This is a genomic window from Lysinibacillus sp. 10T31 (genome assembly GCF_056394365.1).
Window position 1 is genome coordinate 16,985 of the sequence record NZ_JBFTHS010000048.1, and the last position, 18,729, is coordinate 35,713.

The window sequence follows — 18,729 nt, forward strand, 5'->3', positions numbered from 1 at the left end:
TACAATGTTTATAAAAGTTCATTAGAATATATTCTGAAATTTAGAGAATGGAGTCGAAATAACGATGTCTCTAGGGGAACATGAAGAAATTATATTGAACGATGACAATTGTAGCTTTTATATTTATAGCGCAACAAAGGAATGGTCTTTATTTTCTGGTCAGCCATGTGATATAAACCCCGATCTTAAAGGAATACATTGGGATAAACAACAGCAACACTTCAGTGCAACGTTATACATACAGGAGCCAAATGAGTATATTGTACAAGGGATTATTTTTGGAGATTTTACAGGTTATGATGAGCAATTTTTAGCTTGGCAGCTAGAAAAGACCTTCTATCAGAAAATCCTCATACAGCAGCGTGAGCAAAAATTAGCAATTATACAGCTCATGGGGGCGATGAATTCAACTTTGAAAATAAAAACGTTATTGCAAACTATCATGGATTTTGCCATTTTAGCTATTCCAGTAATTGATCGTGGATTTTTAATGTTATTCAACCATGAAATGAAGCGTTTATATACAGTAGCTAGTGCGAGTATGACAGAACGTATCTTTGATTATACCCCGCAATTGGGCGAGGGAATGGCAGGTTATACATTTCAAACAGGTGTATCAGGCATATACAACCATCAAGAAACATTAGAGATCATGAACAATGTCTCAAAAGTTAATCTAGACGCATTAATGGAAGCCGTACATTTAGGAAAAATCGAGAATAATACATCGATGGCTGTTCCTATTACCTTTAATGAAAGAAAACTTGGTGTAATGATTGTCCATCAATATACAAATAAACGTGCTTTTCAACAAAGTGATTTAAGACTCCTAGAAAGTTTCGCATCGCAGGCAGCAGTTGCTATAAGAAATGCGGAAGCATATGAAGAAATAGAACGGCTAAATGCTTACTTTGTAAAGCAACATGAAATACATCAAATCTTTATTAAACTATCCTTGCAAAATGTACAAGAAATAAAAATCATTCAAACAACGAAGGAATTATTACAATTAGACGTTCAATATGTAAATTTAGCAGATCGTAAAACATTTTTACAGCAGGCTCAGATGGACAAGCTCGCAACAATTAACAAAGAACAATTAATTGATATAGGCTATGTTTTTCCAATTGGAAATAAAAAAGAAACTTTTGGCTATTTAATTATTCAGGGTGTAGAGCAATTAACGAGTCAGCAACGTATGATTATTGAAAATACGGCGATGAGCTTAACTTTAAAATCATTACAAGTACAAGCAGCTGGGCAAACAAATTTTAAAGAACGTTTTGAGCTTTTCCAACAACTTATCTCTGGACGTGCCCCTCTCGTTGATTCTCGTTATGATGAGTTAGGACTTGATATCAAGAAGCCAACATTCGTCGTAAAATTTAGGCTGAAACATTTTTCTCATAAAAATAGTATGCAATTTATTCAACATGTTCAGCAGTATTTTAAAGATCAGCATTTTATATTTACACAGCGTGAAACGGTCGTTTGGGTACTACAAGGAGATACAGCGTTACGTCAAAAAATAAAACAACAATTAACACAGGCAATCATTAGTTGGGTTCAGTTTTATCATCAACAAGTTGCAATTGGCATAGGAGCTGTACAGGACCACTTACTAAAGGTTGCTCAGAGTGCAGAAGAAAGTAAGCAAGCACTCAGGCTAGCTCTGCGCCACGCACAAAAAGAAAATGAAGTAACAATTATTAGTTATGAAGATCTTGGTATTAATCGATTATTTAGCAAGCAAACCGAAGAAGAGCTCGGACAATTTGTCCATGATATATTAGCTCCGTTATACAAGCTAAAGGATGAAACTTTACTTGAAACACTTCGTTGTTACATTCATCAAAATCGTTCTATTTCGAAAACGGCTTCCACCTTACACATTCACCAAAATACGCTATACCATCGACTTGAAAAAATTGAGCAATTATTAGATCGAGATTTACACAATCCCGCACATTATTTAGAAATTCATTTAGCCCTGCATTTAACTGAGTGAAAAATAAAATTGTCGTTTATCGGCGTTGGTTGATCTTTATCAGCTCTGATGCTTCTACCGGCGTTTCAGTATATTTATCAACGATAGCGTTATACTACCGACGTTCCCTACGATAAAAAATCCATACAAAAAAAGATGCATCGTAAAATAATTTTGCGATGCATCTTTTCTTGGATTGGCCGGGCGAATACTTCCGTCTAAGTAATTATGCTAGTGCGACCAATGCATTTAATTATGCTGGTAGCACTGACTCTACTATGGATGCATCGGCCATTAGCATTTCTTTTAAACGAGCTTTTGCACGGAATAAACGAGATTTCACAGTACCAATTGACACTTTCATAATTGAAGAGATTTCTGCAAGTGAAAATTGGTCTATGTAGAAATACCATAATGTTTTACGATAGATTGTATCTAATTGACCCATTTTATCCTGTACTAATTTAGTAACAATATCTTTTTCAATTTTTTCTTCTGTTGAAATGTCATTGTTGGGAACCAAATCTAATATCGGTACGTCTAATGTTTCAGGTTGGTTCATCATGTATTTACTACGTCGTGTTTTTTTACGATAGCGATCTCTAAATGTATTCATTGTAATTGTTGTTAGCCAAGCTTTAATATGCTCCACCTCGGCAACGCTATCCTCATAGCGCACAACTTTTACCCATACTTCTTGCATTAAATCTTCAGCTTCTACATTATTGCGAGTAAGTTTTAAACATAAGTGGTATATGTAACGATTGTATTCCTCATATACGCCTTCTAATTTTTCATTCATTGTGTATTCCTCCGCTTCTTGTTCTTGCTTCTATACACATTCTCGCAAAATAATGTATTACACTCTATCGTATTGGCTTTCAATTACATTACAATCGTGTAAGCTTAAATGCTTTCACTTGTAATATTCGTAAATATTGTTTTATTACTATACTTATTTTTCAGAGGAAAGCTACACAATATGCCTTTATCACTACTTTTTTATTGTACTTTCAATAGTATTTATTTAAAAAATCCGGATTTTACAACACAGAATCCGCTGAACTCTTTAATAGTTGAATTCCCTTACGCGATACCTATGGATTCTCATTTTTCTGCATCTGCATACTCCGTTAAGAATGAAAGAAACTTCTGAAGCGCTTGGGATTGATTTTGATGTCTCCATGCAACATACATATCTATTGAAAATATAAGATCCTCTACTTCCCTCTGTATAACTCCACTTAACGGAACGATAGATGATGGTGTTAATGTAATACCTATACCCGTTGAAACCAATGTCAAACCTGTCTGAAGATCATTCGTGTGAATCGCAATTTTCGGTTTGAACCCAGCATTCCGAAAAATCTCAATAAGCGTATCGTAATACAATGCACCTGCTGATCGAGTGGTCATTATAAATGGTTCTTCCTCAAGATCGTGCATGTATACTGATTTTTTTAGTGCCAGAGGATGAGATTTAGGCAAGACCGCCATGAACAGGCATTGTTTTAGTAATCTTGTTTTTATTTCTTTGTTATGAATAGGTGAAGAAAGTAATCCTAGATCTATTTTCTTTTCATGTAATGCTTTAATCTGTTCTGCTGTACTCATTTGCTGCAATATAATGGTAACAGACGGATTTAACTCTTTAAATTTTTGTATAGTTGGAGCAATGTCTTGAGCTGTACCGGTAAATCCAATGCTCAATTCTTCCATACTTTCTGTTGCCCTCGCTGCAATACAAGCCTGATCTACTTGATCAAGAATTTGATAGGCTCTTTTCAGGAATACTTCCCCTGCGTTTGTTAATTCAACATAGCGCTTTGTTCGAATAAACAACTGTGCACCGACCTCTACTTCCAACTCCCTAATTTGTCTACTAAGAGGTGGCTGAGAAATAAGTAAACGTTCTGCAGCACGGCTAAAATTTAATTCTTCCGCAAGAGCTATGAAATAACGTATATGTCTTAGTTCCACGACGTCTACCCCTTCAATTTTTGTAATACCTTATAAGTATTAAAACTGTATATTCTATGTATTTCACATTATGATCTAAATTATTTACAATCAAAAGAAATTGCTCTTTGACTTTTAGGGAGGTATTTCCATGTTAGATAAAGAATTACTGATGCGTATAAAATGTTTACAAAATGCTATGAAAAAACACTCTTTAGACTCCTACATCATCACAGCTGAGGATGACATTTGGTTTTTTACAAATGTCACGTTTAAGCCTGAAGAACGCCCATTTTTCATTATTATCTCATTAGATAGCAAGCCTGTTTTACTAGTCCCGAAATTAGAGGAGGCCCATGTTCATAAAGGTATTCTAGACTGTGACATTATTTCATATTGGGACTATCCATCTCCAAACGGTAGCAATTGGTTCGATATTTTACATCAGCTTCTAAAAAAATTTAATCATACAGGCATTGAGAATAATGTTAAAGCAGAGGTTTATTTAAAAATCGAGGCAAAAAATCTACAGGCTAGTCATCTTGTAGCAGACCAACGTCAGGTAAAAAGTGCATACGAACTGGAAAAAATTAGATTCAGCGCCAAGCAATCTGATATGGCAATAGAAAAGATACTACAATCTTCATACAAAGGCGCAGGGGTTGTTGAATCCTTCTCAATTTCAAATGTTGTACAAAAGCAATTGATTCGTTCACAACAATTTGATCCAATTACAACATCTCTTACCTCTATCGTATGGCCCGCTCCATTAAGTTCAATGCCACATAGTATTCCATCTATAACGGACAAATTAGGTGAAGGTCCTCAAGTTTCGATGGCTTACTTTCGTATAAATGGCTATGCTTCAGAGTGCGAACGTACTTTTTTTCTAGACAAACCTACAAAGGATGAACAGGAGCTATTTCACCATATGTTACGAGCAAGAGAGGAGTCGTTAAAAATATTAAAACCAGGCGTTAGGGCTTCAGATGTAGACTCTGAAGCACGAAATTATCTTGCTCAACACGGGTTGGTCAATAATATGCTTCATAGAACTGGCCATGGAATAGGATTAAGTAATCACGAAGGTCCATTTATTGCTGAAGGAAGCGATGATATTTTACAAGAAAATATGATTATTACTATTGAACCTGGCATATATTTCGAGGGTAAAGGAGGCTTTAGACATTCAGATACCATATTAATCACAAATGATGGATATGAATTGTTAACACACGCCCCTTTAGATTTGAATAGTTTAGTCATTGAAAAATCAAACATACTGTCTAAACTTAAAGGAAGCATAATTAGAAAATCTTTAAATTTGAATAAAAAATAGCCTCGCTTTATTTCCGCGAGGCTTCGCGCGGGTATCCTCCTACTCCGCGCGAACCATTAATCGATATTCACTCAGTTCAACAGCCCCAATCGAAAAGCAGAAGCGACAACTTGTGTGCGATTCTTTGCTTTTAGCTTTGTCATTAGACTGCTGACATAATCTCTTACCGTGTGTTCACTTAAAAACAGTAAGCTACCTATTTTTTTATTGTCATACCCTTCTGCTAATAAGCCCAAAATCATAGCTTCCCTTTCTGTTAAGTGAAGCTCAGAGGAGTTCTCCAATTTTTCACCTTTTCTTGATAAAAATAACCCCAAGCGTTTCCCAACTTGTTCAAGTAACTGCAATTCATCTTTAGTGCAATCAAATTCTTCACCTAGCTGATCAAATGTCAGCCACCCAAACAATTGATCATCATGAATAATCGGGATAAAGATAACAGAGGACAAATTAAATAATTTTATATGCTCTTCTCTCACAAAATTTTTAGGATCTTTTAAATAAATCGGCTTCTTTGAGCCAAAAACTAAATGTTGTTCAGTGAGCTGCCCCTTCATGCTCTGTACTTTTGAAAGCTCCGCCCCAATGACCCCGTAGAATTGATTTGACCATGGGACATATGCATAAAAGACGCATCTTTTATATTGAAAATACTCTTCACATTTTTTTAATATATAGGCGAAATCTTGATATCCAGAACAACGAATCAGTAGCTTATTAAGTTGATCTAACAATCGAAGGTTTTTCAGTTCCAAGCTTACACGTGATTCGGACTTTGTCTTATGCTCTTCCTCACATTTGTTATAACTTTGAACAAGATAAGTAAACATCGATAGTACAAACATTAATATTGCGTTCATTCTGCTATGTTTCTGTTGAATCATAAAGGTAATCAAGGACTTCTCAAAAATTAATTGAAACAAGTTAAAGCTTCTCACATCTATAATGGATAATTGCGATTGAAGCCACGTATCCAAATAACCTCCATATGCTTTATTTATATCTTCAATATCAATATTAGTTAACAGAAGAATAAACGAATCCAACAGCATCGTAGTCATTTTTCGATCTGACACAGAAATGGAAGGCTCTAGATTAAGATAGATATTTATATTTTCTTCTAGCTGTTTGCTATAGATTTTAATGAACAAGACAAATTCCTGGAATGTAACTTCTTCATATGAATGGGTCATAAAAATCCTGCTCCTTCACAATTAATCACCCTATAAATGGACGATATTCATTCAATATTATACAGCATCTTATAGGATAGTATTTCAGAACGAAACGGGTATGATGGAAGTATCACTAGATAGTAGTGAATACTTTTGAATCCTAAAATGGAGGGTGCGTGGTTGTTATGAGATTAGAAAACAAAGTAGCCATTATCTCAGGTGGAGGTACAGGAATCGGCAAAGAGACTGCACTTTTATTTGCTAATGAAGGAGCAAAAGTAGTTATTACGGACATTAATGAGCAATCAGGAAGTGCAACAGTAAAGGATATCCAAGGCAATTGGTGGAGAAGCTCTTTTCGTACGTCATGATGTCAGCAACGAAGATGATTGGAAAAAGGTTGCTGATGAAACAATCAATACTTTTGGCAAAGTTGATGTGCTCTTCAACAATGCTGGTATTTATATAATTAAGCCTCTTGCAGAAATTGAATTAGCCGAATGGAATCGTTTAATGTCCATTAATGTGACAGGTGTATTCCTTGGAATGAAACATATTATGCCACTAATGGCTAAACAAAATAAGGGTTCTGTCATTAATGCTTCATCTATAGCAGGTTTAACTGGAGCAAGTAAAGGTGCAGTTCGTATTATGACAAAGGATGCCGCGATGGAATATGCCTCTGCTGGTGTTAGAGTAAACTCTATTCATCCAGGCTACATCGATACTGGAATGGCAGACTATGCCTCAGAAACAACTGGTAACTCTAAAGAACAATTAGGTAAAAATCTCTTCCCATTAGGACGTTTGGGCTCTGTCAACGAAGTGGCTAAGATGGTATTGTTTTTAGCCTCTGATGAATCTTCTTTCTCAACAGGTGCCGAATTCGTCATTGATGGTGGAGCAACAGCAAAATAAAAGGCGGGATTAAATATGAAATTAAAAGATAAAGTAGCAATCGTAACAGGTGGCGCAAGTGGCATTGGAGAAGCGACTGTTCGCCTATTTGTTGAAGAAGGTGCAAAAGTAGTTATTGCAGATTTTTCTGATCGTGGACAAAGCATTTCAGAAGAATTAAATAGTAATGGATATGATACTCTTTTCGTTAAAACAGACGTAACAAAAGAAGAAGAAATCCAAAACATGATGAATGAAACGGTTAATAAATACGGTAAGCTAAATATTATGTATGCAAACGCTGGTGTAGCTGATGATGCTCCAGCACATGAATTATCCTACGAAAAATGGAAAAGAACGATTGATATTAATTTATCGGGTGTATTTCTTTCTGATAAATATGCAATCGAACAATTTCTTAAACAAGGTACAGGCGGTGTTATCGTTAACGCTGGTTCCATTCATAGTTTTGTTTCCTTACCAGCTCCAACAGCCTACTCCTCTGCAAAAGGTGGCGTAAAACTATTAACACAAAACTTATGTACTGCTTATGCAAAAGAAGGCATTCGTGTTAATGCAGTATGTCCGGGATACATTGACACTCCCCTACTCTCTGAAGTAGATGCTCAAAAGAAAGATTACTTAGCTTCACTTCATCCACAGGGCAGACTTGGTAAACCAGAGGAAATAGCAAAAGCTGTACTATTTTTAGCTTGCGATGATGCAAGCTTTGTCAATGGTACTACCCTTCTTGTTGATGGCGGCTATACAGCTCAATAATCTATTACATGGTCTGAATTCGGTAATTTACTGGATTCAGATCATTTTTTTCTCTCAAATTCAAAAAAATGTTATATGATAAATGAAATATTATAAAAGGAGCTGGCTATATTATGATCTTTTCACCATTATTTGAACACGATGTACCTGAAGTTATTCTCCCTTAACGGAGAATCATCATTTCTCCGTTAAGGACAGGCATTGTCTAGAGATAACGGAGGGGAAAAAATGAAAAAAACCTTATTAGGTTCCTTATATTTATCACTTGCTGCTAGCATTTGGGGCGGCATGTATGTAGTAGTAAAGGTAGTTGTCGATACCGTACCACCTTTAGAATTAGTATGGCTACGCTATATGATTGCAATAATTGCTTTGATCATCATTGGCATTATTACAAAACAATCGTGGCGAATTGATAAACGAGACTGGCTGTTAATCTTTATGATTGGGCTAATTGGAAATACGATTTCTATCGTTGCCCAAGAGATGGGTACTATGCTGTCTACTGCTCAAATGGGCGCCATCATTACAGCAACGACACCGGCATTTATGGTTGTTTTTGCGAGATTCATTTTAAAAGAAAAAATCACTTTCAAAAAAGCTGTTTCTATTATTCTAGCGACATTTGGGGTCTATATGATCGTAGGAAGTGCACATATCGATTCCTCACATCAATTAGGTGGGGTTGCTTTACTAATCGCTGCCCTAACCTGGTCACTGATGTCCGTCCTTATTAAACGGGTACCGGAGCAGTATTCACAAGTCGTTGTCACTAGCTACGGAACACTTGTCGCTATCATTGTTTTAACACCTTTAGCCATTCCACGATTAAAAAATTTAGACTTTCATGCTATGGCAGAACCATCAATCTGGGGCGGCTTACTCTACTTAGGCGTTATCTCTACAGCGTGTGGCTTCTTACTGTGGAATCGCGGATTACAGATGCTCAATGCTGCAAGTGGTGGTTTATTTTTCTTCTTTCAACCAATCGTCGGCACCTTCCTAGGATGGCTATTACTAGGCGAACAAATCGGCCTATCCTTTTGGGTTGGAACTGCATTAATCTTTAGTGGTGTACTATTGGTTATTCGAGAATAAACATACTAAAAGCTGAATGATCTTCATTCAGCTTTTTATAATTTAGCGAGAACCTAAGTTAGTTAGAAATAAAAGATTCTGAATTTAGATGCTCACAATATTCTCTTATTAGTTTCCATTCATCATTTTGTTCTTTCCTAAATCTCTGAACGAATAATTTCACTGCATCTATAAATGTCCCATCCATTTTAAAGGTTACCCAAAACGTTGCAATCACTTCATTGTCGGATGCAGGTTTAATATGCATTCTTTAAGTGACTACTTATTAAAAATAAAAACAACAACCGAAGCAATTGTTCTAATATGAGGAAATATTATTTACTGTTGAAAGTAAAAAAAGAACGGCATCTATTTATCGCGTACTTTACCGAAAGCAAAATTAAGATTTCCGTCAGTAAACTCGATTGCAATAAGCTGTAATTCTTCATTTTTCACAAAAAAATTCCATAATTCACTCTTCTCTTATTAACGTTTTATATGTGGTATATTATTACAAAATATATTACTCAATATATTCAAAGTTATTAGTATATACCATTTTTTGTAAACAATTGAACCAATGGAGGAAATACATTTGAAAAACTTTTCTATTAGAAAGAAAATTTTAACGCTCATTACGACTGCTGTTATTTTTTTGCTAATTATTTCAGGTGGCGGTTTTTATTACATTAATGATATGGCAAAAAAATCTAGCGAAATGTACAGTGAGTCACTTTTGCCAATTCAATATATCGGTCAAATCCGAACTGACAATCGTGCGATGGATGCTTTCGTTTTAGAACTCATGATTACTTTGGATCCTAAACGTAATGCCGAACTACAAGCAAACATCACAGAAAGAGTTAAAAGTATTGAAGAATCAATCGGAAAATTCGAAGACTCTTACAATGGACAAAAAGATGAACAAAAACTATTAGAGTCTCTTAAATCTAATCTCGACGGTTATACGAGTGCCATGACGGATGTCATTAATTTGGCTGGTAAGAACCAAAACGAGGATGCCTATTCTATATACACTACAACTTTAGATGATTTTCGCGAAAAAGCTGCAGCTGATGCACGCAATCTTATGACTCTATGTTCTGAACATGCCAAACAGATAAATGAAATAAATAAGCAAAATCAATTCAATACTATGCTTGTTACTGCCATTCTCACTATTTTAGCCATTATTTTCTTTATAACATTAGCAACATGGATTGGACGTTTAATTGTGAATCCAGTTAAAGAGTTGCAGGCTAATATGTTAAAGGCAGGCGACGGTGATTTGACTGTGCAAGGCACCTATTCATCCAAAGATGAAATTGGTCAATTAACTCGATCATTTAATTCGATGATTAATAATATTCGTAATACGGTAACTAAAGTCACTGAAACTGCTAATCATGTAGCTGCAGCATCTGAAGAATTAAATGTTAATGCAGCAGAAACTACAAAGGCAACAGAGATGGTTGCCAATACGATGGAAACTATCGCTCATGGATCTGTAGAGCAACTAAATAGTGTTTCCAACACAGTCAATACCGTTAATGAGCTTTCGACAGGTGTTCAACAAGTGGCTGGAAATGCTCAAGCTGTAAGCGAACTTTCAGGGGATTCTTTATCCCTAGTAATAAATGGTATGAATGCCGCGAATCAAATGAATCAACAAATGATAGACATCACAGAACAAGTAAAAGGCTTATCCGAAGTTGTCGACTTGTTAGGAAAACGTTCTAATGAAATCGGTCAAATTATTGATTCGATTACAGCAATTGCTGAACAAACAAATCTCCTTGCCCTGAACGCCGCAATTGAAGCCGCACGTGCTGGCGAGCATGGGAAGGGCTTTGCCGTCGTTGCAGATGAGGTTAGAAAATTAGCAGAACAGTCTGCTGTTTCTTCAAACCAAATTGAAGTGTTGATTTCAGAGACACAGAAAGATACTCAAACGGCTGTTGAATCAATGAAGTTAGTAACAGCGGGAGTTAATGAAGGAATTAAAACAACAGAAAATACACGTACTACTTTTGCTTCAATTCAAGATGCCATTCAAAGTGTTACGATGCAGGTAGAAGAAGTATCTGCAGCAGTCGAACAAATGGCAGCAGGCACCGAAGAAATTGTTGGTAGTGTGAATACGATCCACTCCATAACTAAATCTAACGCAGCAGGCACAGAAAGTATTTCTGCTACGACCGAAGAACAAACGGCATCAATGGAGGAAATTTCATCATCTGCTTATGCACTTGCAAACTTGGCAGAAGAGTTAAGAAACTTAGCAGCTCAATTCCGAGTATAATAATGTTCAAAACCCTAACTAGGGGGTCACTTCATTTGTAAGTGACCCCCTTGCTTAAAAGGATTAAGTTCGGTATTGAACCGGACTTAATCCTTTTAGTTTTATGTTAAAGCTACGGAACTTAGATGCTCACAATATTCCCTTATTAATTTCCATTCATCATTTTGTTCTTTCCTAAATCTCTGCACAAATAATTTCACTACATCTATAAATTTCCCATCCATTTCAAAAGTTACCCAAAACGTTGCAATCACTTCATTGTCAGATGCAGGTGTAATATGCAATTCCTTAAAGTGCCATTTTGGATCATGACCTTCGTAATGTTTATATGCCTCTACCCAACCTTTACAAGTCTCTTCGTATCCCCAATCTGAAATATCAGTACCAGGTCCTACCCACCGTACTACTATATCCGGTGAAATCAAAGCATTCATTTCATCTGCATTGCAACCATTCCATACATTTTGAAAACGAATAAAAAAACTTTGAAAATCTTCGATTAAAGTTGTCGTAGAAGACATTTAAAAACCCCCTCATAAAATATAGTTCAGTAAATATATTAACACAAAACTAAATATTATGAATATTCCCCAAAAACATATTGTTCCTGTTTGTAGATTCATTAGAGTAATATATTTAGACAGACATGCCAAATTAACCACTTTTATCTATATTTAATAGATTATGCATAGAATCCCGAAACTCTTTTGATGTAGCAGTTGTTGTTCATCTGTTGTTCATATTGCTTTTTTATAATAAGTCTGAGCAATAGGTGTATATATTCTTTTTTAGGGAAAAAGACATTTAAATAGTGCTATGAATCGGGTGATTGAAATGCTAATAATTGCTACTATATTTATTACAGCAGCACTAATTTTTTATTCAGTAGGAGTATGGGCAGAAAAATTCCAAAAAACATTAAAGTTATGGCATGTGATTATTTTTTGGATAGGCTTACTATGCGATACACTTGGAACTACCATGATGGAAAAAATGGCCTCTCAAGGATCTCTATTTAGTTTTCATGGCATAACAGGTTTATTAGCAATCTTGTTAATGTTATTTCATGCAATTTGGGCTTCTATTGTATTGGTAAAAAAAGACTCAAAAATGATGAGAAAATTCCATACGTTAAGTATATTAGTATGGTTCATTTGGTTGATTCCTTATATATCTGGAATGATATATGGAATGACTAAATGACCAATTTAATAACATAAAGGATGGATTTAAGCTGTAGCGTCTTCCAACGCTGCGGCTTTTTCTTTCTCCTCGAAACTTCTTTCACTCACCTTGCCAATAATCTTCATTTGATGTTCTTGCAGCACTTAAGTACTGGGGATTAATAAAAATCTCCAAATCCATTGCTATCACAGGATTCCCCAGCCACTGCGATGATGAAATGTGCGTATAAGGATAGCCATAACCTCTGAAGTTGATCCAAGAAGTCCTTTTTTACATGACTTTCTAGATCAACTTTTTCCTTTTATTCCTGTGGAATGTATACCCAACTTGAGGTTAAATCAAATTCATTGAACTACTCCCACCCTAATGCCGTCTCACAATCTATTACTCCCTAATTCCGCCAATATTTTATATGACGATAAAAAAATTTAGTTACATTGTTTGACCCTCCCCTTACAGGAAGCATTATATTTAAAACAGGAGGTGATTGTTATGCTTACGATCGGTGAGTTTTCAAAGGTCTCACATCTCACATTGAAGACTCTTCGCTATTATGATGAAATTGGACTTTTAAAACCTGCTTTCATAGACGCTAAAAACAACTATCGCTATTACAATATTTCTCAATTAGAAACAGCATTATTGATTGCACGCTTAAAAAGCTATTTATTTTCATTAGAAGAAATCAAGGTTATTTTAGCTAATTGGGAGAATACTGAACTTCTTAACGCTAAAATGAAAGCCAAGCAAGAAAATCTGACACAACAGATTACATTTTATTCTTCGTTGTCAAAAAAATTAAAGCATGATATTCAGCTATTAGAAGAAGATGAAAATATCATGGGTTACTTAGATCAGATTGAGATTAAACTTGTTGATCACTTAACCTATCATATATTATCTCAACGAAAACAAATAAATACCGCTGATTTTCTACTACACTTTAATGAGTTGTTTAGTAAAATTTTGTTTGAGAATCTATCACCTATCGCAAAGCCACTTGCTATTTTCCATGATTCAGAATATGAACCTGAAAATTATGATGTAGAAATTGCCATTCCTCTTGCAATGGCCACAAATAAAACAAAAGTGTTTAATCCTGGTCTTTGCGCAATGGCTACGCTTATTGGCTCTTACGATGAATTACCTTCTATTCATACAAAGCTGCATGTTTGGATTGATGAAAATAACTATAAACTGAACGGTGCTCCGTTTGAAGTTTATCAAACGGACCCCTATAGCACACCAGAGGAGAGTAATATCATAGAGGTATATTTCCCAATAAAATAAAAAAATGAAGGAGCGTCTTACAATGTATGGTATAAACCAGCCAACGGTAAAAGAAAAATTCTTGATTTTAGTTGCTGAGATTATCTATTTAATCATTGCTTATTACTTACTTTTCATTACATATGACAAATCAGGCATTTCACTAGGGCTTTTTATTGCTTTAATTATTACAGCTTTACGATTAACAGCAATGATGTTTATATGGTTACCTAGGGGTATTGCATGGCAAGAAGCCATCATGAATAGTCTAGCTTTCGGGATTTATTATTTAGGTTTCCCCATTTTAATGATTACTAGTAATCAGGATCCAAACTTAACAGTACTTATTGTAGGGTGGATATTATTTTTAGGGGGCAGTATGTTAAACACAGTTTCAGAGTTACTTAGAAAGCCTTTTAAAGACAATCCTGCAAACCAAGGTAAACTATATACAGGCGGTTTATTTAAATATGCGATTCATATTAATTATCTTGGAGATTGCCTTTGGGTACTAGGCTTAGCGCTAATCTCTAACAATATTTATAGTTTACTTATCCCTCTAGGTTTATTCTTAGTATTTGTTTTTGGCTATATTCCAAAATCTGATGATTACTTACAAAACAAGTATGGAGAACAATTTACACTATATAAACAGAAAACTAAAAAGCTAATTCCTTTTATTTGGTAAATAGTAACGAAATTTGAATACTTCTTTCAGCATCAGCAAATGCTTGTTGTTTCGGCGTCAATTTCTTATCCATAAAAGAAAAAGCCTACCCCTGCTAGGAGTAAGGCATAAAATATGGTCTATAGCTCTTTTTAGAAACCGCAGTAGCTACACCAATTTATTGTGAATAATAAAGTTTATTATTTATTAATCTCGTACACTAAACTATTAATAAGGTCGATAAGTGATTGCTTAGTGCTCTCGTCTTTCACTGTAGCATTATCGTTAAATTTAGTTCCGACAGATGGGACTAGCAATGATCCATCTTCAACAATGTTAGTATCAAGCATTCCCAGCGTAAGTAGTAAAGATTCATGCGCTTTGTCTCCCCCAGTAATTGCTGGAGAAGCTGTTATAACAGCTACTGGTTTTTTATAAAGTTCGGCAGATGAGACAAGCCACTCTAAAGCATTTTTCAAAACTCCTGGAACACTTTTTGCGTATTCTGGCGTACAAATAATAAGCGCATCTGATTCAGCTAACGTTTTTCTAAAACTCTCGACAACAGCTGGCGGTTCCGTTCCGTCTATATCCGGGTTGAAATGCGGAAGGTCTTGTATTCCGTTATAAATTGAATAATCAATACTTTCAGGAATAAAAGCTGCTAAAGCCTTTAATATATTCGTATTGGAAGAGCCTTCTCGAATGCTACCTGAAATAGCTATTATCTTTTTATGTGTGGCCATTCTATCACCTCTTGAATAGAATACATACGCAAATACATAAAAATCAAAAATTTCGAACTATCTTATCGAAGAGTAACTTAATCCCGCGTTCATCTCACCACCTCTAGAGGTGAGAGCTTCCATACCTGACACTTTGCTTTCGCTTCACATGTTCAAGATATCGTATCCCCTTGTATTGGCTCTTTACCATCTTTAAATAGAATACGAATGGCCTTTCCATGTACAATCTCAGGGGCATCCATTACCTGAAAGTGAATATGAGCTTCTGATGAATTACCAGAGTTTCCGCATTTTCCTATAAGTTGCCCTTCTGTAACGATGTCGCCTGATTTTACTAAAATCGAGTTCATTTTAAAATGTGCGATCATACTAAATTCATTATTAGCATGTTCAATCACGACATAGTTTCCTGCTGCATTATGTTCATCCATTTCACCAGGTACATTATCGTTTATTCCATCTACAACTTTTACGACTTTACCGTCTGCTGGTGCTATAATATCTTCATCAAAAGCATAAAAATTTTCATTTTGAATTGGGCTTTTTTGATAAGATTGTCCATCTTGAACTTTTACTAAATCGTAAGCATATCGCTGATTTTCATATACATAATGATAATTTACAAATTCATTTGTACCACCCCAAAAAACAAACCACTCATCTCTAATTGGCATTATGTATTTATTTTTTGTATATTGTTGGTCCGTTTTTGGATAAGAAGTAAAAGGCTTTAAACAAAAACCATGTATTTGATTAAATTGATCAAAGGAAACTACAACCGCTTTCTCACGTTTATCGTCTAACCATACGTAATGCGTTAAACCTTGTAATATCGTCTTAGTTTCTAATTGATAATTTTTCACGCTACTATTAAAAGATGTGCTTAGCTCAATGAATTGTTCTAAAGTGACTATCTGCTGAAAATCTTTTGATGTAGCATCATAAACTTTTTCGTAACCTTCGCTTAACCAAATATCTATGACTTCTTCTGGACTACTGAACTTCTCCACTATAACAACCCCCATTTATGTATAAATAAAACATTTCATTATATTTACGTGCTTTAATTGCGAAAAGTTTCAAGAACTCCTTTTTCCGCTCATTATCATAACGTGTGGTTGATTTCCGTTCCGACTTGGCCCTTTCCTGGGGGCGTTCGATGAGCCGCTTCGCTGCAGGATCTCATCTGAGACGTTAGTCCCCAAGGAGTCGCCTAGTCTCCACTCCAAGTCAAACTTTACAGGCTAGTGAGGTTACAAGTAACAGTTATCATTAAATTGAGGATATAGCATAATTTTCGGGTTATGTGGGTTAGATTGAGGCAATTAAAAACAAGGCAGGCATGTGTATAGGAATATGTCTGATTATCCCTGTTTTTATTATATAAAATAGAAAACCGCCAACTTGATAGCTGGCGTTAACATTTTGTGGCTGAATTCTATGTGATTGATCCAATAGTTCAAGGAGAGACTCATAAATCATTTTATTTTCCTAGCTTTTCATCCTTGATTGGCAAGTCGTTTAGTAAAATATCTTGAAGGGCGTTTTTCAGCTGCCCATACTGCTGCTCTGAAATGTTGGTTTGCTTCATTACTTGACGTGACACTTCAGGTAGCTGTTGGCGTACTTTAATTCCTGCTTTTGTTAAATAGATTTGCATTTGTCGTTCGTCTTCTTTGGAACGCTCACGACGGACGTAGCCTGTTACCTCTAACTTTTTTAGTACTGGTGTTAATGTACCAGAGTCTAAAAATAAACGTTTCCCCAATTCCTTCACCGTAATTTGCTCATCGTCCTCTATCGCTAGTATGGCAATATAACCTGTATAAGTTAAATCATATGGCTTTAATAACATCGTATATTGTCGAATGATTTCCTTTGAAGTCGCATACAAAAGAAAGCATAGTTGATTATCTAAATGATTCGGCATAGGAATCCCCTCTTTAAGTACTTTTGATACTAATATTAAAAATAAAGTTTCTACTTGTCAAACACAATTAAATTGTATACAATCAATTACGCACAATTAAATTGTACACAACTTAATTTGATAGTGCCGCAGAAAAGGAGGTTAATCTTATGAAAGAATTATATACAACAACAATGATTAATAACGGTGGCCGTAATGGTAAATCGTATGCAGAGGATCAATCGTTATCATTAAATATTGCACCACCTGGCTCGAAATTAGCGGATGTTACAAACCCAGAACAACTATTTGCAGCAGGTTATAGCGCTTGCTTTAATAGCGCTTTAGATTTAATTAAACGTCAAAAGAAAATTCAAGGGGCATCAACAATTAAAGCGACGGTTAAACTAATGGAGCAAGCTGCATTTGACTACGTGCTTGCTGTTGACATTGAAGGACATATTGAAGGCTTATCAATTGAAGAAGCACAACAATTATTAGAGTTAACACATACCGTTTGTCCATATTCAAAAGCGACAATGGGCAATATCAACGTAACAATTAAAGCGGTTTAATTAATATATAGTAAAAGAGGGAAATAATATGACAACAAATACACCAGTAAAACAAATTATGCACGAGCGTAAATCGGTTCGTAAATACAATGCTAACACAACGATTTCTCGTGAAACGATTATGCAACTGTTACAAGATGCAACTTCAGCCCCATCTTCAAGTAATATGCAGCCATGGCGCTTTATCGTCATTGATGATAAGGAAATTCAAAAGAACATTAATATTTTTTCATTTAATCAAGAACAAATCGAAACAGCATCTGCCATTATCGCTGTCATTGGAGATACAGAAATGTATCTAAATGCAGAGGAAATTTATGCAGAAAACGTTGAGCTAGGCTATATGCCCGAAGAAATTGCAAATAAGCTTGCCCAGGACTCTCTAGCAATGTATGGTGCGATTCCAAAAGAGGCACTACTAAATATCGTTCACTTTGACGCAGGCTTAATTTCAATGCAAATTATGCTATTAGCGAAGGAAATGGGCTATGATACAGTCCCAATGGGTGGCTTCGACAAATCAAAATTTGCTGAATATATGGAATTACCAACGAACGAAGTACCTATTTTATTACTAGCGATTGGCGAGGCAGTTGGACCAGCTTATGGTTCTTCACGTCTTCCAATTGAGCGCCTTGTACGCTTCAATAAATAATTTATCGGTTGTACGATCGATTTTGGCAATGTCCTTGAATGCATTTTGAGGACATTGCTTTTTTATAAATGACGGATTGTAATATTAAGTGCAACACTCAGAAATCAATATAAAGGAAGCCCATAACGACCTCGTGTAGAATGTAGTTACCACACCAACATTCAAACGGAGGAATCGTTATGAGCTATACCCATCTTACCATATCAG

17 protein-coding genes and 1 pseudogene are annotated in these 18,729 nt (G+C 35.4%); 11 read left to right on the forward strand and 7 right to left on the reverse strand.

Annotated features, from left to right (window positions below; translation table 11 throughout):
- Window positions 1-64 precede the first annotated feature (64 nt).
- On the forward strand, window positions 65-2,008 hold the full coding sequence (locus AC1DCY_RS21705; RefSeq protein ID WP_477353473.1) for a helix-turn-helix domain-containing protein: 1,944 nt from the start codon (window positions 65-67) through the stop codon (window positions 2,006-2,008).
- 232 nt (window positions 2,009-2,240) lie between these two features.
- On the opposite strand, the gene AC1DCY_RS21710 is transcribed toward AC1DCY_RS21705, so the two are convergent.
- Both AC1DCY_RS21710 and AC1DCY_RS21715 read right to left on the reverse strand, forming a co-directional pair.
- Complete coding sequence (locus AC1DCY_RS21710; RefSeq protein WP_132360114.1) at window positions 2,241-2,789, reverse strand: RNA polymerase sigma factor; 549 nt, start codon at window positions 2,787-2,789, stop codon at window positions 2,241-2,243.
- 305 nt (window positions 2,790-3,094) lie between these two features.
- Window positions 3,095-3,967, reverse strand: a complete 873-nt coding sequence (locus AC1DCY_RS21715; protein ID WP_477353474.1) for a LysR substrate-binding domain-containing protein — start codon at window positions 3,965-3,967, stop codon at window positions 3,095-3,097.
- A gap of 130 nt (window positions 3,968-4,097) precedes the next feature.
- On the opposite strand from AC1DCY_RS21715, the gene AC1DCY_RS21720 reads away from it, so the two are divergent.
- Window positions 4,098-5,285, forward strand: a complete 1,188-nt coding sequence (locus AC1DCY_RS21720; protein ID WP_477353475.1) for a M24 family metallopeptidase — start codon at window positions 4,098-4,100, stop codon at window positions 5,283-5,285.
- Window positions 5,286-5,356: 71 nt separating this feature from the next.
- On the opposite strand, the gene AC1DCY_RS21725 is transcribed toward AC1DCY_RS21720, so the two are convergent.
- The gene (locus tag AC1DCY_RS21725) at window positions 5,357-6,478 is read right to left on the reverse strand and encodes a LuxR C-terminal-related transcriptional regulator (RefSeq protein WP_477353476.1); all 1,122 of its coding nucleotides are present in this window, start codon (window positions 6,476-6,478) and stop codon (window positions 5,357-5,359) included.
- 167 nt (window positions 6,479-6,645) lie between these two features.
- Between AC1DCY_RS21725 and AC1DCY_RS21730 the strand changes: the two are divergent.
- The 4 genes and pseudogenes from AC1DCY_RS21730 (at window position 6,646) to AC1DCY_RS21745 (ending at window position 11,516) form a co-directional block, all read left to right on the forward strand.
- Window positions 6,646-7,378, forward strand: a pseudogene (locus AC1DCY_RS21730) (SDR family NAD(P)-dependent oxidoreductase).
- A 15-nt stretch (window positions 7,379-7,393) separates the two neighbouring features.
- Window positions 7,394-8,137: an SDR family NAD(P)-dependent oxidoreductase gene (locus AC1DCY_RS21735; protein ID WP_477353477.1), complete on the forward strand. Its 744-nt coding sequence runs from the start codon at window positions 7,394-7,396 to the stop codon at window positions 8,135-8,137.
- A 228-nt stretch (window positions 8,138-8,365) separates the two neighbouring features.
- On the forward strand, window positions 8,366-9,235 hold the full coding sequence (locus tag AC1DCY_RS21740; RefSeq protein ID WP_477353478.1) for a DMT family transporter: 870 nt from the start codon (window positions 8,366-8,368) through the stop codon (window positions 9,233-9,235).
- A 574-nt stretch (window positions 9,236-9,809) separates the two neighbouring features.
- Window positions 9,810-11,516 carry a methyl-accepting chemotaxis protein gene (locus AC1DCY_RS21745; RefSeq protein ID WP_477353479.1) on the forward strand — a complete coding sequence of 569 codons (1,707 nt, stop codon included), beginning with the start codon at window positions 9,810-9,812 and terminating at the stop codon, window positions 11,514-11,516.
- A 101-nt stretch (window positions 11,517-11,617) separates the two neighbouring features.
- Here AC1DCY_RS21745 and AC1DCY_RS21750 read toward each other — a convergent pair whose 3' ends face one another.
- Entirely contained in the window at window positions 11,618-12,037 is a 420-nt protein-coding gene (locus AC1DCY_RS21750; RefSeq protein WP_477353480.1) for a DUF4440 domain-containing protein, read from the reverse strand.
- A 313-nt stretch (window positions 12,038-12,350) separates the two neighbouring features.
- On the opposite strand from AC1DCY_RS21750, the gene AC1DCY_RS21755 reads away from it, so the two are divergent.
- The 3 genes from AC1DCY_RS21755 (at window position 12,351) to AC1DCY_RS21765 (ending at window position 14,658) form a co-directional block, all read left to right on the forward strand.
- Window positions 12,351-12,719, forward strand: a complete 369-nt coding sequence (locus AC1DCY_RS21755; protein WP_477353481.1) for an HsmA family protein — start codon at window positions 12,351-12,353, stop codon at window positions 12,717-12,719.
- A gap of 474 nt (window positions 12,720-13,193) precedes the next feature.
- Window positions 13,194-13,991: a MerR family transcriptional regulator gene (locus AC1DCY_RS21760; protein ID WP_477353482.1), complete on the forward strand. Its 798-nt coding sequence runs from the start codon at window positions 13,194-13,196 to the stop codon at window positions 13,989-13,991.
- A 22-nt stretch (window positions 13,992-14,013) separates the two neighbouring features.
- Window positions 14,014-14,658, forward strand: a complete 645-nt coding sequence (locus tag AC1DCY_RS21765; RefSeq protein WP_477353483.1) for a methyltransferase family protein — start codon at window positions 14,014-14,016, stop codon at window positions 14,656-14,658.
- Window positions 14,659-14,837: 179 nt separating this feature from the next.
- On the opposite strand, the gene AC1DCY_RS21770 is transcribed toward AC1DCY_RS21765, so the two are convergent.
- The 3 genes from AC1DCY_RS21770 to AC1DCY_RS21780 form a co-directional block, all read right to left on the reverse strand.
- A complete protein-coding gene (locus AC1DCY_RS21770) occupies window positions 14,838-15,383 on the reverse strand; it encodes an NADPH-dependent FMN reductase (protein WP_415730953.1) in 546 nt (181 codons plus the stop codon).
- A gap of 152 nt (window positions 15,384-15,535) precedes the next feature.
- Window positions 15,536-16,393 carry a peptidoglycan DD-metalloendopeptidase family protein gene (locus tag AC1DCY_RS21775; RefSeq protein ID WP_477353484.1) on the reverse strand — a complete coding sequence of 286 codons (858 nt, stop codon included), beginning with the start codon at window positions 16,391-16,393 and terminating at the stop codon, window positions 15,536-15,538.
- A 473-nt stretch (window positions 16,394-16,866) separates the two neighbouring features.
- On the reverse strand, window positions 16,867-17,313 hold the full coding sequence (locus tag AC1DCY_RS21780; RefSeq protein WP_477353485.1) for a MarR family winged helix-turn-helix transcriptional regulator: 447 nt from the start codon (window positions 17,311-17,313) through the stop codon (window positions 16,867-16,869).
- Between the two features lie 149 nt (window positions 17,314-17,462).
- Here AC1DCY_RS21780 and AC1DCY_RS21785 point away from each other — a divergent pair, with 149 nt between their 5' ends.
- Both AC1DCY_RS21785 and AC1DCY_RS21790 read left to right on the forward strand, forming a co-directional pair.
- Window positions 17,463-17,867, forward strand: coding sequence for an Ohr family peroxiredoxin (locus AC1DCY_RS21785; protein WP_477353486.1), 405 nt, complete (start codon window positions 17,463-17,465; stop codon window positions 17,865-17,867).
- A 28-nt stretch (window positions 17,868-17,895) separates the two neighbouring features.
- Complete coding sequence (locus AC1DCY_RS21790) at window positions 17,896-18,522, forward strand: nitroreductase family protein (protein WP_477353487.1); 627 nt, start codon at window positions 17,896-17,898, stop codon at window positions 18,520-18,522.
- Window positions 18,523-18,729 lie beyond the last annotated feature (207 nt).

Bases quoted from the DNA above. Each gene is read 5' to 3' on its own strand.
- AC1DCY_RS21705 (WP_477353473.1), top strand. From the start codon at position 65: ATGTCTCTAGGGGAACATGAAGAAATTATATTGAACGATGACAATTGT.
- AC1DCY_RS21710 (WP_132360114.1), bottom strand. From the start codon at position 2,789: ATGAATGAAAAATTAGAAGGCGTATATGAGGAATACAATCGTTACATA.
- AC1DCY_RS21720 (WP_477353475.1), top strand. From the start codon at position 4,098: ATGTTAGATAAAGAATTACTGATGCGTATAAAATGTTTACAAAATGCT.
- AC1DCY_RS21725 (WP_477353476.1), bottom strand. From the start codon at position 6,478: ATGACCCATTCATATGAAGAAGTTACATTCCAGGAATTTGTCTTGTTC.
- AC1DCY_RS21735 (WP_477353477.1), top strand. From the start codon at position 7,394: ATGAAATTAAAAGATAAAGTAGCAATCGTAACAGGTGGCGCAAGTGGC.
- AC1DCY_RS21740 (WP_477353478.1), top strand. From the start codon at position 8,366: ATGAAAAAAACCTTATTAGGTTCCTTATATTTATCACTTGCTGCTAGC.
- AC1DCY_RS21750 (WP_477353480.1), bottom strand. From the start codon at position 12,037: ATGTCTTCTACGACAACTTTAATCGAAGATTTTCAAAGTTTTTTTATT.
- AC1DCY_RS21755 (WP_477353481.1), top strand. From the start codon at position 12,351: ATGCTAATAATTGCTACTATATTTATTACAGCAGCACTAATTTTTTAT.
- AC1DCY_RS21760 (WP_477353482.1), top strand. From the start codon at position 13,194: ATGCTTACGATCGGTGAGTTTTCAAAGGTCTCACATCTCACATTGAAG.
- AC1DCY_RS21765 (WP_477353483.1), top strand. From the start codon at position 14,014: ATGTATGGTATAAACCAGCCAACGGTAAAAGAAAAATTCTTGATTTTA.
- AC1DCY_RS21770 (WP_415730953.1), bottom strand. From the start codon at position 15,383: ATGGCCACACATAAAAAGATAATAGCTATTTCAGGTAGCATTCGAGAA.
- AC1DCY_RS21780 (WP_477353485.1), bottom strand. From the start codon at position 17,313: ATGCCGAATCATTTAGATAATCAACTATGCTTTCTTTTGTATGCGACT.
- AC1DCY_RS21785 (WP_477353486.1), top strand. From the start codon at position 17,463: ATGAAAGAATTATATACAACAACAATGATTAATAACGGTGGCCGTAAT.
- AC1DCY_RS21790 (WP_477353487.1), top strand. From the start codon at position 17,896: ATGACAACAAATACACCAGTAAAACAAATTATGCACGAGCGTAAATCG.